Here is a 14,937-nt window from a genome sequence, read left to right as displayed (position 1 = left end):
ACAGATATCGGCCGGAATCTCCGCAGTTCGGTACGCGCTAATTCAGGGGCAGCACCGGCACGTGCCCGGTCAGGTCGGCCCGGGCCCCGGAGGCATGGATGGCGCCCGACGCGACGCCGTCGGCGAAAGCGAGGGTGCCGGTCGCGAGGCCGAGCCAGGTGGCGACATCCATTTCGACCACATTGGGCGGCGTACCGCGAGTGTGCCGCGGTCCCTCAATGCACTGCGTGGCGCCGAACGGCGGCACCCGCACTTCGAGGGTGTTGCCCTCGGCCTGTTCCGCGAGCAGTTGCAGGGTGTAGCGCACGGCTTGGGCACGGATATCCCGGCTCGCGCTGGCGCCTTCGGCGAGCGCGGCCCGCACGGCCGCCCGGCCGGCTCCGTCGTCGATGCGCGCTCGTGCCATGGTCCCAGTCTGCCGGATCAGGCGGGCGCGAGGCATCGGGTAGCCTGAAACGGTGAAAATTCTGGTCCTTGGTTCCGGTGCCCGCGAGCACGCCATCATCACCGCGCTGCTTCGTGAGCAGCCGCGTCCGAGCGTGGAGTGCGCCCCCGGCAATGCCGGTATCGCCGCCGAGGTGCCGGTCGTGGCGCTCGACCCGAACGATCCGGTGGCCGTGACCGACTACGCGGTGCTGCACGGCGTTGAGCTCGTCGTGATCGGCCCGGAGGCTCCGCTCGTGGCCGGCGTGGCCGACGCCCTGCGCGAGCGCGGCATTGCCGTGTTTGGGCCGGACAAAGCCGCCGCCGCGCTCGAGGGCAGCAAAACCTTCGCCAAACGCATCATGGATGAGGCCGGCGTTCCCACCGGCCGGGCCGTGCGCGCCGGCACCCTCGCCGAGGCCGAATCCGCCCTCGACGAGTTCGGTGCCCCCTACGTCGTCAAAGCCGACGGACTCGCCGCCGGCAAGGGCGTGCTCGTAACCCCGGATCGGCCGGCAGCCCTCGCGCACGCGACGTACTGGCTCGAACACGGCAGCGTGCTCATCGAAGAGTTTCTCGACGGGCAGGAGATCTCGCTCTTTCTGCTCAGCGACGGCCAGAACGTGCTGCCGTTCTCCCCCGCCCAGGACTACAAGCGTGCCCTCGACCACGATGCCGGCCCCAACACCGGCGGCATGGGCGCCTACTCCCCGCTGCCCTGGCTCGACGCCTCATTCGGCAGCGAGACCGCGTTCATCGACGAGATCATCGAGACCGTCGCGCTTCCGACCGTTCGTCAGCTCGCCGCCGAGGGCACTCCCTTTGTCGGGCTGCTCTATTGTGGGCTCATTTTGACGGATGCCGGCATTCGCGTGATCGAATTCAACGCGCGCTTCGGAGACCCAGAGACGCAGGTCGTGCTGCCGCGCCTGGTCACGCCGCTGTCCGGCCTGCTGCTGGCCGCCGCGACCGGCGTGCTCGGCGACCTGCCCCGGCCCGAATTCTCCGCCGACGTGGCGGTGACCGTCGTGCTGGCGAGCGAGAACTACCCGGACACCCCGCTCATCGGCCGCGAAATCACCGGGCTCGAGGCCGCCCTGGCCGTGGACGGCGTCACGATCTCGCACGCCGCGACCCGGCTTGACGATGGCAGGCTCGTCTCGACGGGCGGGCGGGTGCTCAGCGTCGTCGCCGTCGGTGCCTCCTTCGCCGAGGCTCGGGCTCGCGCCTACGAGGCTCTCGGCCACGTATCCCTCGCCGGCGCCCATTTTCGCACGGATATTGCCGCCCGCGTGGCCTGACCGCTCTCCCTCATCGGCATCGGCATCGGCATTACTCCTGCAATCTGCTGACCGGCGCCCAAACTTGCCCGTCATTTCAGGGGTCCGATGTGTCGGGCAGATTTTCTGCAGGAGTTATGCCGCGTGGAGATGCGGGAGAATGAACGGGTGAGCCAATCTGAGCACGAGTCCCCCGCATCCGTTGCCGTCTTGGACGGGTGGACCCGCGTCTACTCGGGCAAGGTGCGCGACCTGTATCTCGAGAACGGCGAGACAACGGATACTCCCTCCCTCACGACCGCAGCCCGCGTGCTCGTGGTCGCAAGCGACCGGGTGAGCGCGTTCGACCACGTGCTCGAGCCCGGAATTCCGGGCAAGGGCGAGCTGCTCACCACCCTGAGCCTGTGGTGGTTCGACCGGCTGACCGGTGTGCCCAACCACCTCATCGCCGACCACGAGCAGGTCGGCAGCGCCGTGCGCGAGCTCATTCCCTCGAGCGTCGCTGGCCGGGCCATGCTCTGCCGCACCCTCGACATGTACCCGATCGAGTGCGTCGTGCGCGGCTACCTCACCGGCAGCGGCTGGAAGGAATATCTCGAAACCCAGTCGGTGTGCGGCATATCGCTTCCGGCCGGGCTGCAGAACGGCGACCGCCTGCCCGAACCCATCTACACCCCGGCCTGGAAGGCCCCGATGGGCCAGCACGACGAGAACATCTCGTTCGAGCGCACCGTCGAACTCGTCGGGCCCACCATTGCCGCCGAACTGCGCGACCTCTCGCTGGCCCTGTTTCAGGCCGCCGGAACGATCGCCGAGAAGGCCGGCGTCATTCTCGTCGACACCAAGTTCGAGTTCGGTGCCGACCGACACACCGGCGTGACCGTGCTCGCCGACGAGGTGCTCACCAGCGACTCCAGCCGCTATTGGGATGCCGCAGCCTGGCGAACCGGCACCACCTCCGAAACCCGCATGGCCAGTTTTGACAAGCAAATCGTGCGCAACTGGCTCGCGGCGAACTGGGACGGCACCGGCACTCCGCCCGAGCTGCCGACGGAGATCGTGCAGCAGACCGCGGCCCGCTATCGAGAACTTCTCGAACGCCTCACCGGCGCCTGAGCACACCAACACCGCGGCACACCAGCACCACAGCACAGCACAGCGGCACACCAGCACACCAACACCACTGCCGGCCCATCCCGTCGCAAACGGGGGAATCCGAACACTGCGAATCGCGGAATAGCCGGGGCGGCGCATCCGTTGAGCCTGCTGTGACCCTCACTGCGAAAGACCTGCTGGCCGCCGACACCGGAATGGGCGCGGTGACCCTGCGCGTGGGCAACCTCGACGCCATGATCGCCTATTACCGCGACATCGTGACGCTGGAGTTGCAAAGCCACGACGGCCCGGTAGCGGTACTCGGGCGCGGCCAGACCCCGCTCGTGATCCTGCAGCACGCCCCCGAGCTCAAGGCCGCCGAAGCACGCTCGGCCGGGCTCTACCACACAGCGATTCTGTTCGACACGCAGGCCGACCTCGCCGCCGCCGTGTACTCGATCGGCACGAAGGCCCCCGGAACGTTCACCGGCAGCGCCGATCACCTGGTCAGCCAGGCTTTCTACTTCACCGACCCCGAGGGCAACGGCATCGAGCTGTATTGGGACCGCGACCGCACCCTGTGGAGCTGGACCCACGGCCAGGTCGAAATGGCCTCGCTCTACCTCGACCCGAACGCATTCATTTCCGAGCATATGTCGGTTGAGCCGAGCGAGGGCCATGCCATCGTCGGCCATATCCACCTCTCGGTGGGCGACGTCGCGAGCGCCCGGGAGTTCTATGTGAACCGGCTCGGCTTCGAGGCGACCGCGAACTTCGGGCCCTCGGCGCTGTTCGTCTCGGCTGGAAGCTACCACCACCACATGGCCATGAACACCTGGGAAAGCTCGGGCAGCGGCAAGCGTCGCCTGGCCCTCGGCCTCGGCGAGGTCAGCATCATCGTGCCCAGCACCGACGACGTGGGCGCCTTGGGCGAACGGATGGCCCACTACAAAGTCGACACCACTCACGACGGCCAGACCCTCGCTTTCGACGACCCGTGGGCCAACCGCATCCGAGTGAGCGCAGCCGACCCAGCGACCGTCTAACCCTTACCGGGCGGCGCGGGCCGCCCGACGGGTCAGGCCGTGCACTGTGGCCTGATAGTCCTTCACGTCGAGCGGGCGGCCGGGCAGCTTGGGCCGAGGCGCGGCGGCGGCACGCAGGCCGTCGAGCACGATGGAGAGCTGACGGCGCCACTGGCCGGCGTAACCGTCGCCGAGGCCGCCGAGCGACCCGACCATGGTGACGAGCACGGCGAGGTCGACCGCGTCGACGTCGCGGCGCAAGGTGCCGTCCTTCTTGGCGCGGGCCACCAGGCTCGCGATGAAGCCGTCGAACTCGGCAGCGGGCCTGGCTGACGGGTCGAGCTGTGCCATGCGTCGCAGGATCGGCGGCAATGACGGGTCGGCGACGAGCCATTCGGCGACCCGTTCGGTGTAGACAACGAGCGCCTCCCACGGGGTGGCGGCAGCCTCGATCTCCCCGCGCACCGCGTGCAGTTCTGCCAGAGCCAGGTCGTAGAGCGCCCGAACCAGGTCGTCGCGCGTCGAAAAGTTGCGGTACAGCGTGGCAACACCGACCTCGGCCTGACGCGCGATCTCCTCGAGTGAGGCGTCGATCCCGTACTGGGCAAACTGGGCGCGAGCCGACACTACGAGACGGTCCCGGTTCAGCCGGGCGTCGCGGCGGCGGGGCGCACTCGCTGCGGTTCGCTCGGGTGCAGACGAGGCTGGCACGCCATCCTGGGGCTTTCGGGTCGGCGGGGTCATGCGCTCCAGTCTAGAACTTTGACGTGCACGGTTCGCTGTGGTGTTGCGCCGACAGCCGCAACCTGCGCACAATTTGAACAAGCCGAACGGAACCCGATGACTCTCAAGAACAACACCCGTGACTTCGACCCCGAGATCGTCACCGATTTTCGAGAGAAGATGAGCTACGGGGCCTACCTCGACCTACCGACCCTGCTCGACGCCCAGAAGCCGGTCAGCGTACCGGAACACCACGATGAGCTGCTGTTCATCATCCAGCACCAGACCACCGAGCTCTGGCTCAAGCTCGTGCTGCACGAACTGCAGGCTGCCATCGAGGCGCTGCGGCAGGACCAGCTCGCTCCGGCTCTCAAGGGCATCGCCCGGGTCAAGCACATTCAGCGAACCCTGACCGAGCAGTGGTCGGTGCTCGCGACCCTCACGCCCACCGAATACGCCCAGTTTCGGAATTTTCTCGGCTCTTCCAGTGGCTTTCAGTCGTATCAGTACCGCGCGGTCGAGTTCGCGCTCGGCAACAAGAACCGCCGCATGCTCACGGTTTTCGAAGCGGATGCCGCTGCCCACACCCTGCTGACCGCCACCTTTGAGTCCCCCAGCCTCTACGACGAGTTTCTGCGCTACCTTCACCGGGCCGGCTACGACATTCCCGCCGCTGTGCTCGAGCGCAACGTCACCGAGGCGTGGACCTTGCGCCCCGAACTCGTGCATACCTTTCGGGGAATATACGAGAACGCCTCCGAGCACTGGGCCGCCTATGAGGCCTGCGAAGAACTCGTCGACCTTGAGGACAACTTTCAACTCTGGCGCTTTCGCCACCTCAAGACGGTGCAACGCATCATCGGTATGAAGCACGGTACCGGCGGATCCAGTGGAGCGGCCTTTCTGCAGAAGGCCCTCGAACTCACTTTCTTTCCCGAGTTGTTCGCCGTGCGCACGGAGATCGGCGCGTGACCACTCACTTTCTGGTCGGCCGAGGTACCGTGCTGCCGGGCTTTCTCGACGCACACCTTCACCTGGCCCTGATCGACGGAACAGTTTTGCCGAGCGGTGGAATCGCACGGGCCATCGACCTCGGTGGCTGGCTGCCTGACGGCCTCCGGACATCTATGCCCGATCTGGCATATGCGCACCAGTTCATCAACTCTCCCGGCGGCTACCCCAGCCGGGCCAGCTGGGCCGAGCCCACCTGGAGCTGCGCGGTCGCCTCCATAGCGGATGCCACCACCGTGGTCGATTTGCAAGCCGCGGCTGGGGCATCCGTTCTGAAAATTACCCTCAACTCGGTCGCCGGCCCGGTGTTCGGCGCCGAGGTATTGGCCGCACTCGTGGGGCGGGCGCACGAACGTTCCCTGCCGGTCGTGGCGCACGCCGAGGGTGCGGGTCAAGCCGATCGCGCGTTTACCGCTGGAGTGGACGCGTTCGCCCACACCCCTTTTTCGGAGCGCCTCGCCGATGATCTCGTGACCGCGATGGCCGCCCGCATGTCCTGGATCAGCACCCTGGACATTCACGGCTGGGGTCGCCCCACTGCCGCGTTCGAGATTGCCAGCGACAATCTGCGTCGGTTCCACGCGGCCGGCGGGCGGGTGCTGTACGGCACCGACCTCGGCAACGGCCCGCTGCCGCTCGGGTTGAACTCGGGTGAGATCGCGGCGCTGCTCGACGCGGGGCTGACTCCCGGCGAGGTCTTGACCGCCCTCTGCTCGCCGGCACCGCTCGGCCTGACCCTGGCCGATAGCCGGGTGACCTTCATCCCGGGGGAACGGCCGCGCGATCCCCTGGACTTCACCGACTGGCTCTGCACCGCCCGCGCCCTCACCCGCCCCGAACTCGAGGTTCTCGCATGACTCCCAGCTTCACCAGCTCAACCGGCCGGGGCGCCCACCTCGCCTTCGCGCGACGGATGGACCGCATCGACGGCCTCGCCCACTACCGCGCCCGGTTCCTCGGCACCGACGCCGACCCCGCCACGGCCAATCCTCGCTCGTACCTCGACGGCAACTCGCTCGGCCGTCCGCTGCGGGCCAGCGCCGAACGCATCACCGACTTTCTCGCCAACGACTGGGGCACCCGACTCATTCGAGGCTGGGACGAGCAGTGGATGGAACTTCCCCTGCAGATCGGCGACGACCTCGGCCGCACCTGCCTCGGCGCCGCGGCCGGCCAGGTCTTCGTCGGCGATTCCACCACCGTGCTGCTCTATAAACTGGCCCGCGCCGCCGTGGATTCGCGGCCGCGCCGCACTGAAATCGTGGTCGACAGCGACAACTTTCCCACCGACCGGTACATTCTGGAGGGCATTGCGCGCGAGCGCGGTCTCACCCTGCGCTGGATCGAATCCGACACTGAGGGTGGGGTAACCGCCGACCAGGTGCGCAGCGTGGTCGGCCCGCAGACCTCGCTCGTGCTGCTCAGCCACGTGGCCTACCGTTCCGGCTACCTCGCCGATATGCAGGCCATCACCGCCGTCGCCCACGAACACGAGGCCCTCGTGCTCTGGGACCTCAGCCACTCGGTGGGGTCGGTTGCGGTCGATCTCGATGCCTGCGACGTCGACCTCGCGGTCGGCTGCTCCTACAAGTACCTGAGCGGTGGGCCGGGCGCACCCGCGTTCGGCTATGTGAAGAGTGATCTGCAGGAGGTGCTTTCCCAGCCAATCCAGGGTTGGATGGGCGCGCAGGCCATCTTCGAGATGGGGCCGGGGTATGTGCCGGCCACCGGCATCCGTCGTTTCATGAGCGGCACTCCCGCAGTCGTGGGCATGCTCGCCATGCAGGACACGATTGCCATGATCGATGAGGCCACGATCGGGTCGGTGCGGGCGAAGTCGGTGGCGCTGACCGAGTTCGCCATCACCCTCGTCGATGAGTGGCTGGCACCGATGGGCGTCACCGTGGCCTCGCCGCGGGAGCAGACGCATCGCGGCGGTCACGTGACAATCAACCATCCGCTCATGCGTCAGGTCACGAGAATTCTGTGGGATAACGATGTCATTCCCGATTTTCGCAGCCCCAACGGCCTGCGGCTCGGCCTCGCCCCGCTCAGCACGAGCTTTGTCGAAACCTACGACGGAGTGGCCGCCGTGCGTGACGTGTTGCGCGGCATTCTGCTCGGCCAGAACGGCATCTCCGAGTGACGCGCGCCGGGCCGCCCAAGCTGCGGCCTGTAGAATTGCAGTGATTTGCCACGACTATAAGCCCCATACTGTATGCGGAGTTCCCTGTGCCAACGATCGTCGTCGAAGTAATGCCCAAGGCTGAGTTGCTTGACCCCCAGGGTAAGGCCGTCGCCGGCGCCCTCGGTCGCCTCGGTCAGACCCAGTCAGCGCTGGCCACCGTCACCGGCGTGCGCGTCGGCAAGCGCTTCGAGATTTCCATTGACGGCGAAGCGGATGCGGCCACCCTCGCGGCAGTGCGCGAGCTCGCCGACACCGTGCTGTCGAACTCCGTGATCGAGGATGTCGTAGGCATCCACGTGCAGAACGCGCCCTCGGCTGCGGTCGTCTGATGCGCATCGGCGTCGTCACCTTTCCCGGCTCGCTCGATGATCGTGACGCTGCGCGCGCGATCCGTCTGGCCGGCGCCGACTCCGTAGCCCTCTGGCACGGCGACCACGACCTGCACGGTGTCGACGCGCTCGTGCTGCCCGGCGGGTTCAGCTACGGCGACTACCTGCGGGCCGGCGCCATCGCGAGCCTCTCCCCAATCATGACCGAGGTCATCGACGCGGCCAATAAGGGCATGCCCGTGCTCGGTATCTGCAACGGATTCCAGATGCTCACCGAAGCCCATCTGCTCGACGGCGGTCTCATTCGCAACGAAGCCGGCCGCTTCATCTGCCGCGACCAGGGCCTGCGCATCGAGAACAATGCGAGCGACTGGACCACCGGATTTTCGGCGAACGCCGAGATCGTCATTCCGCTGAAGAACGGCGAGGGCTCGTTTATGGCCAGCGCCGAGACCCTGAAAGCACTCGAGGGCAACGGCCGAATCGTGGCCCGCTATATCGGCGGCAACCCGAACGGCTCGCTGAATGACATCGCCGGCGTCACCAACGCCCGCGGCAACGTCGTCGGCCTCATGCCGCACCCCGAGCACGCCGTCGAGGCCGGCTTCGGCCCCGACACCGATACCGCCATGGCGAGCGGCGTCGACGGGCTCGTCTTCTTCACCTCGGTCATCGCCCAGGCACTCGTCTCGCGCTAACGTCCTCAGAAAAGTTTCTGCGGCTGTCCTATCCACGGGCGCTGGTTCGTTCCTAAGGTAGATCCATCAACGGATGGGTTCACCATAAAAAGGAGCGCACCATGACCAGCTATGTCGCATTGATCTACTCGCCCGACATCGATTGGAGCCAGCCCGAGTTCGCCGACGGTATGGCCGAATATCAGAAGTTCGGCGAGGACGCCGCGAGCGTCATCCGCGGCGGCGCCGCGCTGCACCACACCCCCACGGCCACGACCGTGCGGGTGACCGGAGGCAAGGGTGGCGACGTCGTGCTCAGCGACGGACCGTACGCCGAAACCAAGGAGGCCCTTACTGGCTTCTACCTGCTCGAATGCACCGACCTCGACGAGGCCATCAAGGTCGCGTCCATGATTCCGGGAGCGTGGAACGGTGCCGTCGAGATTCGTCCAGCGCTGCCGATGACCGTGAAGGTTCCCACGTTCAAGACGAGAGACACCGTCAGCCAGTGAGCACGGCATCGCCGAAGACGCCGTGCAGGACGCCTCGATCCGTGCCCTGCAGACCTGGCCCGGCACCGGCATTCCGCCAAACCCGCGCGCCTGGATGATCGTCACGGGCAAGCACCGAGCGATCGATTTGCTGCGCCGCGAGGGTTCGCGCTTTGCCAAAGAGAGGGAGGCCGCCCTGATGGAACTGCAGCAGGCTCCCGACGACTTTCCTATCGGCGTACTGCGCGACGACCAGCTGCGCCTCATTTTCACCTGCTGCCACCCGGCCCTGGCCGCGCAGGCGCAGGTTCTGGAAGCCCTCGTTGCCGTCGACGCGCTGCACGGTCTCGACGACTATTTCTGGCTGCACGCCACCCGGGCCGAACTGCTGCGCCGCCTCGGTCGGGAGTCCGAGGCAGCCGTTGCAGCGACTCGGGCGCGCGGCCTCACCGATTCGCCCGCGCAGCAGCGGTTGCTCGAGCATCGGTACCCGGGGCGTGCTACCCGTTGACCGCGATGGCGGCGACCGCGGCCAGGGCGAGGCCCATACCCGCCACTTGCAACCGGCCGACGCGCTCCTTGAGTACGAGCACCGCGAGCAGCACGGTCACGGCCGGATAGAGGGAAATAAGCACCGACACGAGCGACAGCAGGCCGCCCTGAAATGCGTAGAGCATCGTGACGACCCCGATCACGTCGAGCACCGCCACGAGAAACGCGAACCCGAGAATCGCCCGCGGCGGCCGCGCCAGCTGCCGCGCCCCGGTCGCCACCGCGATGACGATCACGGATGCCACGGTGCGCGACACCACCAGCGGCCACAGTCCGGTTCCGGTCTCGATCTCGTGGGTGAAGACGAAACTCAGGGCGAACGAGACGCCTGAACCCACGGTGAACCAGGCGACCCGGCGGGTGAATCGTGGCGCACGCGCGCCCGAAACGGTGTGGTCGGCGACTCCCGGCGGTTCCCGGCTCACCAGAATGACCGCGACGATGGCGAGGGCGATGCCGCCGTAGGAGATCACTGAGGGGCGCTCCCCGATGATCACCCCGACGATCACCGGAATTCCGGCGACGATCACGGCGGTCAGCGGCGACACCACGCTCATCGGCCCCTCAGCGAGGGCTATATAGAACCACCACATGGCCAGGGCCATCACAGCGCCCGACGCTGCGCCGAACAGCATCGACCGCCAGGAGAATTCCCCGCCGACGAACGCGGCGGCGATCGTGATGATCACCACCGAGATCGGATACGACATGAGCACAACCCGCAGCGCGGCCACCCGGCGCGACGCGATGCCGCCGAGAAAGTCGCTCATGCCGTAAGCGGCGGCCGAAACCAGGGCGAGGACGACGCTGATCATGCGTGGTGTCGGGGTGAACTGGTGCGCATGAGTTCACGCTAGCAGCGCGCCGATACGAGAGTGGCCCGGCGGGTCACGGGTGGCAGGGCACCCGTGACCCGGCGGGCCACTGTTCAGATCAGTTCAACGTTGGTCGAGCGGATGCTGCCTGCTCGGCCGGGGCGCCGGCTCCTGCCGAAGCTTCCAGGCGAACGTAGGTGGCGCCATCCGTTTCGAGGGTTTCGGGCAGGATGTCACGTTCGATCGTGGTGGCGAGCGGCTTCTCGGTCACGAAGCAGAGCAGGATGACAGCCACAATGACGAGCGGCACCATGTAGAGGAACACCGGGGTGAGCGCGTCGTTGTAACCGCTGATGATGATCTGGTGGGCGGCCTCGGGAAGGTCACGCACCATGGCCGGGGTGAAGGAGTTGGCGGCACCGGCGCCACCGGCGGGCATCCGCTCGGTGAGTAGTTCGGTCAGTCGGGCGGCGAACAGGCTGCCAACCACGGCGGAACCGATGGAAGCACCGATCTGGCGGAAGTAGTTGTTCGAGACGGTCGCCGTTCCGACCTGGGAGTTCGGGAAGGAGTTCTGCACGATCAGAATGAGAATCTGCATGCTCAGGCCGAGCCCGAGGCCCATGACGGGGAGGTAGCTGCACAGGATCCAGATTGGCAGGGTCGGGGTCATGGTGGAGAGCAGCACGAGGGCGACGCCGACGATGATCGTGCCCACGATCGGCATCCACTTGTAGCGGCCGAACTTGCTGACCAGCCAGCCGGAGCCGATCGAGCTGATCAGCAGCGCGGCCATCATCGGGATCATCAGGAAGCCGGCCTCGGTGGCGTTCGCGCCGGTGACCATCTGCAGGTAGGTGGGCAGGTAGGCGAGGGCGCCGAACATTGCGATGCCGGTGATGAGGCCGGCTACGGTCGTGAGGTTGAAGTTGCGGTCCTTGAACAGGTGCAGGGGCATGATCGGCTCGTTGGCGCGACGCTCGATCATGACGAAGGCCACGGCGGCGACGACGGTCGCGATGATGAGCGAGAGGACCAGCAGGGAATCCCAGTCGTAGGTCGTGCCGCCCCAGGTGGTGGTGAGCACGAGCCCGGTCGAGGCCAGGGCGAGCAGGCCCATGCCGGCGACGTCGAGCTTGGGGTTGGCATGGTCTTTCACCGGCAACCGCAGGAAGAAGACGGCGGTCACGATGGCGAGGGCGCCGAGGGGGATGTTCATCCAGAACGCCCAGCGCCAGCCGATGCCCTCGGTGAACCAGCCGCCGAGCAGCGGGCCGGCCACGGACGACAGCGCGAACACGCCGCCCATGATGCCCATGTATTTGCCGCGCTCGCGTGCCGGCACGACGTCGGCGATGATCGCCTGGGAGAGGATCATGAGCCCGCCGCCACCGAGGCCCTGAACGGCACGCCCGATGATGAGCCAGGTCATGTCGGGAGCGAGTCCGCCCACGATTGAGCCCAGGATGAAGATGCTGATTGCGCCGATGAACAGACCCTTGCGGCCGATCAGGTCGCCGAGCTTGCCGTAAACCGGCAACATGATGGTCGACGCGAGAATGTACGCGGTCGTCACCCAGAGCATGTGGTCGACGCCGTTGAGCTCGCCGACGATGGTCGGCAGCGCGGTGCTGAAGATGGTCTGGTCGAGCGAGGCGAGCAGCATGGTGACCATGAGCCCGGCGAAAACCAGCAGAATGTGACGCTTGCCGGGGTTGGCGGCGGCCTCGGCCGCATCGGGCTGCGGGGCAAGTGTGGTGGTCATGAAAGTTTTACGGATACCTCTCTGGCGAGCGAGATTGCTCGTGATTCAAGTTGTTCGGCCGCACCTTCGGCGTCGGTCGGGTTCATTTCGGCCCATTCCTTGACGGCCACGCGCACCGCCCCGCCGCACAGGGACAGCACCAGGTCAGCGGATGCCGCCTGCTCGGCTGGCGAGTCGCCCGCGAAGCGCGCGTCCCGCGCCACAAGGGCGGTGACCGCGCTGGCGACTTCGGTGGTCAGTTGGGTGAATTGGGCAAGCTGGGTGGTGAGTAGCTGCGGGTGCCGGCGCAGAATCTCTAGCCGGTCTTCCCGCATGGTCGGTCGGGTCGACGGCGGGCCGATGACGGTCAGCAGCAGGTGGATGACGGTGTCGAGCAGTCCGTTTTCGGCCACTCGGTCGCAGTGTTCGGCAAGCTCGGACTCTGCGATTTCGACCTGGCGGAGGCCGAGGATCGCGGCATCCTTGCTCTCGAAGTAGTTGAAGAAGGTGCGCGGCGACACATCGGCGAGCTCACTGATCACGTCGACCGTGGTGTGCTCGAGGCCGTCGCGGAGCACGAGGGTGACCGCGGCGTCTTCGAGCCGCAGGCGCGTTTCGAGGCGCTTGCGGTCACGCAGGCCGAGGTTCGGTTCAGTTATCACCTGGATAATTCTTGCGCTCAGTGCTTTTTTGCGCCACTGCACATTTACAGTGATGCAAGTTTCTCGGTGAATGCTCAGGTGGTTGTTCAGGTGCGGCTGCGACGATGGCAGCGCCCATGCCCCGCCATCACTGGAAAGTCTCGATGACCCCGCGCCTGCTGTTTCGTTCTATTGCCATTGCCGAAGCCGTCACCTGGGCGATGTTGATCACCGGGATGCTCCTGAAGTACGTGTTCGAGGTCAACGAGGTCGGGGTGCAGATCGGTGGTTTTGTGCACGGTCTCGTCTTCATCGCCTTTGGACTGATGGCCCTGCTCGTGGGCGTGAACCAGCACTGGGGCGTACGCCTCACTCTGATCGCCATGATCACTGCGATCGTTCCGTTCGGCACGATTCCCCTCGACCGAGGGCTCGAGAAGAACGGCCTGCTCGACGGCGGTTGGCGGCACACCCGCACCGACGACCCCCGCGATCACACCCGGGTGAGCGCTCTATTGCGGCAAATGCTGGCCCGCCCGGTGTTGCTGACGCTGGTCATGGGCATCGCCCTGGTCGGGGTCATGGCCACCCTGCTCCGGATCGGCCCGCCCGGCGGCGCCAGCTAGCCTCCCCTCAATACGGACGGGGCCCAGGCCCCATCCCTGGGCCCAGTCTATAAACTGGGCCCTTGGACGGGGCCTGGGCCCCGTCCAAGGAGACGGAGCGCGAAGCCGGCGGGTCAGCCAAGGGTCGCGGGCGGCTGCGGGGCGAGGCCCACGCGGGGGTGGCGGGCCGTCGCGGCCAGGGCGAGTGCGGCATCAGCTCGGGCGAGGGGGAAGGTCGTTCCAACCAGGGCCGAGAACGGATGCCGGTGCCAGGCTCCCCCGAGATAGGTCACCGCCTGCGCCAGGTCGCCCGGCGTGTAGTTGTGCACGCCGCGCACGGTGACCAGGCGGCGCACTATCAACTCCGGGTCGAGCAGCACCGGGTCATCGGGCGAGACACTGCCGACCAGCACGACCACTCCGCCGACGCCGATCAGGTCCAGCGCGGTTTGCACGGCCGGCCGGGCGCCGCTCAGCTCGAGGGCGATCGTCGGCTCGGCGGCAGCGGCATCCTGCATCGCGGCGAGTACGCTCGCCACCCCGGTCGGCGACTCGCGCGGCGCGCTCGGGTCGGCGACGGCGGCGGCCCCGAAGGCGAGCGCGAGCTGACGCCGGGCGGGGTCCGGGTCACTGACCACCACGAGAGCACCGGCATCCGTCGCCATCGCGCAGGCCGTCACCCCGAGCATCCCCGCGCCGGTCACCAGCACGGTCGCTCCGGCCAGCGGCACAAGAGCGGATGCCGCCCCCAGCGCCGCGACCACCGTCGCGGTCGCGCAGGAGGCCGGCGCCAGAACCGTGGCCGGCACGTGTTCGTCGACGACCACGACCGCTGTTCCGGCACGCACCTGCACGTGGGTGGCGAATCCGCCGCTGAGTTCCCAGCCGCGCTGCATACGCTCGTGGCCGTATTTAACCAGCTCGAGGCACTTGTGGGGCAGGCCGCGGCGGCAGCGCACGCAGGTTCCACAGCTCACGGCGACCGACCAGACCACCCGCTGCCCGACCCGCAGTGGCATTCCATTTGCGGCATATGACTGATCGGTGACGGCCACGATGCGGCCGACCTGCTCGTGCCCGAGCACGAGCGGCTTCGAAGCGAGGCGGTGGCCCAAAGCCGTGTGCACGTCGGAGCCGCAAATCGTGGCCAATTCGACCTCCACCAGCACGTCGCCGGGCCGAAGCAGCACCCCGGGTACCGCCACGCACTCCAGGGGCAGGCCGACACCCGACCAGACCATGGCTTCGGCGGCGCGCGGCAACACGACCTCCCGGCCGACGCCGAGAGTGAGGGCCGGCAGCGTCACCGGTTCAGCGATTGGATCGTGTTCGGGCATG

Annotated in this window: 17 protein-coding genes; 11 read left to right on the top strand and 6 right to left on the bottom strand. The window is 67.2% G+C overall.

Going from position 1 to position 14,937, the window contains the following annotated elements; all coding sequences use genetic code 11:
• Positions 1-37: 37 nt before the first annotated feature.
• Entirely contained in the window at positions 38-406 is a 369-nt protein-coding gene (locus tag CXY77_RS07150) for a sterol carrier family protein (RefSeq protein ID WP_092338059.1), read from the bottom strand.
• Between the two features lie 52 nt (positions 407-458).
• Between CXY77_RS07150 and purD the strand changes: the two genes are divergently transcribed.
• The 3 genes from purD (at position 459) to CXY77_RS07135 (ending at position 3,844) form a co-directional block, all read left to right on the top strand.
• Positions 459-1,724, top strand: coding sequence for a phosphoribosylamine--glycine ligase (gene purD / locus CXY77_RS07145; RefSeq protein WP_104090146.1), 1,266 nt, complete (start codon positions 459-461; stop codon positions 1,722-1,724).
• Between the two features lie 129 nt (positions 1,725-1,853).
• Positions 1,854-2,819 (top strand): phosphoribosylaminoimidazolesuccinocarboxamide synthase, encoded by a 966-nt coding sequence (locus tag CXY77_RS07140; protein ID WP_104090200.1) that lies wholly within the window; start codon positions 1,854-1,856, stop codon positions 2,817-2,819.
• 194 nt (positions 2,820-3,013) lie between these two features.
• Positions 3,014-3,844: a VOC family protein gene (locus CXY77_RS07135; RefSeq protein WP_092338756.1), complete on the top strand. Its 831-nt coding sequence runs from the start codon at positions 3,014-3,016 to the stop codon at positions 3,842-3,844.
• A 3-nt stretch (positions 3,845-3,847) separates the two neighbouring features.
• Here CXY77_RS07135 and CXY77_RS07130 read toward each other — a convergent pair whose 3' ends face one another.
• Positions 3,848-4,567 (bottom strand): TetR/AcrR family transcriptional regulator, encoded by a 720-nt coding sequence (locus CXY77_RS07130; protein WP_104129880.1) that lies wholly within the window; start codon positions 4,565-4,567, stop codon positions 3,848-3,850.
• Between the two features lie 96 nt (positions 4,568-4,663).
• On the opposite strand from CXY77_RS07130, the gene kynA reads away from it, so the two are divergent.
• The 7 genes from kynA (at position 4,664) to CXY77_RS07095 (ending at position 9,753) form a co-directional block, all read left to right on the top strand.
• On the top strand, positions 4,664-5,518 hold the full coding sequence (gene kynA, locus CXY77_RS07125) for a tryptophan 2,3-dioxygenase (RefSeq protein WP_104129879.1): 855 nt from the start codon (positions 4,664-4,666) through the stop codon (positions 5,516-5,518).
• Entirely contained in the window at positions 5,515-6,414 is a 900-nt protein-coding gene (locus CXY77_RS07120) for an amidohydrolase (RefSeq protein WP_104129878.1), read from the top strand. Before kynA ends, CXY77_RS07120 begins: the two co-directional genes overlap by 4 nt.
• A complete protein-coding gene (locus CXY77_RS07115) occupies positions 6,411-7,703 on the top strand; it encodes a kynureninase (protein WP_104129877.1) in 1,293 nt (430 codons plus the stop codon). Before CXY77_RS07120 ends, CXY77_RS07115 begins: the two co-directional genes overlap by 4 nt.
• Positions 7,704-7,789: 86 nt before the next feature.
• Complete coding sequence (locus CXY77_RS07110) at positions 7,790-8,074, top strand: phosphoribosylformylglycinamidine synthase subunit PurS (RefSeq protein WP_092338071.1); 285 nt, start codon at positions 7,790-7,792, stop codon at positions 8,072-8,074.
• Complete coding sequence (gene purQ, locus CXY77_RS07105; protein ID WP_104129876.1) at positions 8,074-8,772, top strand: phosphoribosylformylglycinamidine synthase subunit PurQ; 699 nt, start codon at positions 8,074-8,076, stop codon at positions 8,770-8,772. Before CXY77_RS07110 ends, purQ begins: the two co-directional genes overlap by 1 nt.
• Positions 8,773-8,873: 101 nt before the next feature.
• A complete protein-coding gene (locus CXY77_RS07100; protein ID WP_104129875.1) occupies positions 8,874-9,263 on the top strand; it encodes a YciI family protein in 390 nt (129 codons plus the stop codon).
• A 7-nt stretch (positions 9,264-9,270) separates the two neighbouring features.
• Positions 9,271-9,753 (top strand): sigma factor, encoded by a 483-nt coding sequence (locus CXY77_RS07095; RefSeq protein WP_104129874.1) that lies wholly within the window; start codon positions 9,271-9,273, stop codon positions 9,751-9,753.
• Here CXY77_RS07095 and CXY77_RS07090 read toward each other — a convergent pair.
• The 3 genes from CXY77_RS07090 to CXY77_RS07080 all read right to left on the bottom strand — a co-directional run bounded on the left by CXY77_RS07090 (position 9,743) and on the right by CXY77_RS07080 (position 13,015).
• Positions 9,743-10,609 (bottom strand): EamA family transporter, encoded by an 867-nt coding sequence (locus CXY77_RS07090; RefSeq protein WP_092338077.1) that lies wholly within the window; start codon positions 10,607-10,609, stop codon positions 9,743-9,745. The genes CXY77_RS07095 and CXY77_RS07090 overlap by 11 nt on opposite strands.
• Before the next feature lie 118 nt (positions 10,610-10,727).
• Positions 10,728-12,374, bottom strand: a complete 1,647-nt coding sequence (locus CXY77_RS07085; protein WP_104129873.1) for an MDR family MFS transporter — start codon at positions 12,372-12,374, stop codon at positions 10,728-10,730.
• Entirely contained in the window at positions 12,371-13,015 is a 645-nt protein-coding gene (locus tag CXY77_RS07080) for a TetR/AcrR family transcriptional regulator (RefSeq protein WP_158252792.1), read from the bottom strand. Before CXY77_RS07080 ends, CXY77_RS07085 begins: the two co-directional genes overlap by 4 nt.
• A 116-nt stretch (positions 13,016-13,131) precedes the next feature.
• Between CXY77_RS07080 and CXY77_RS07075 the strand changes: the two genes are divergently transcribed.
• Positions 13,132-13,620: a DUF3817 domain-containing protein gene (locus CXY77_RS07075; protein WP_233197285.1), complete on the top strand. Its 489-nt coding sequence runs from the start codon at positions 13,132-13,134 to the stop codon at positions 13,618-13,620.
• A gap of 113 nt (positions 13,621-13,733) precedes the next feature.
• Here the strand turns inward: CXY77_RS07075 and CXY77_RS07070 are convergent, their stop codons facing one another.
• Entirely contained in the window at positions 13,734-14,936 is a 1,203-nt protein-coding gene (locus CXY77_RS07070) for an alcohol dehydrogenase catalytic domain-containing protein (protein ID WP_092338085.1), read from the bottom strand.
• Between the last annotated feature and the right edge of the window lies 1 nt (position 14,937).

This window comes from Cryobacterium sp. N21, from assembly GCF_002929575.1.
Taxonomy (GTDB): domain Bacteria; phylum Actinomycetota; class Actinomycetes; order Actinomycetales; family Microbacteriaceae; genus Cryobacterium; species Cryobacterium flavum.
The sequence above is the reverse complement of the archived record's forward strand: the minus strand, read 5'-3'. Positions and strand labels throughout refer to the sequence as shown.